Here is a 270-nt window from a genome sequence, read left to right on the forward strand (position 1 = left end):
TCGCTAGTTTCCATCCTTTTCCATCCTTAAAATGATGGTATCGCTCTTTTGTGTTGGTCAGTCTTTTCTTGGTAAAACGACCTGTTGCTTGTCCTGTTTTGACACTAGCTTTTCCAAGGTTATAAGAAAGGCGACTGTAGCGTTTCCCTTTTCTAATTGTCTCTTGAAGTGTGCGATAGCCTTCTAAATCTTCATTTTCTGAAGCTAACTCTCCACCTTCACGTCCAAGGACATAAAGAAAAGTTTTGGCTTTCCTACTGACTTTTTTGG

At 40.0% G+C, this 270-nt stretch carries 1 pseudogene; it reads right to left on the reverse strand.

The annotated features are described in order from the left end of the window. A pseudogene (locus CBI42_RS11870) lies at positions 1 to 270 on the reverse strand (M23 family metallopeptidase); the annotation flags it as partial.

It is taken from the genome of Streptococcus sp. KR (genome assembly GCF_002238115.1).
GTDB lineage: Bacteria > Bacillota > Bacilli > Lactobacillales > Streptococcaceae > Streptococcus.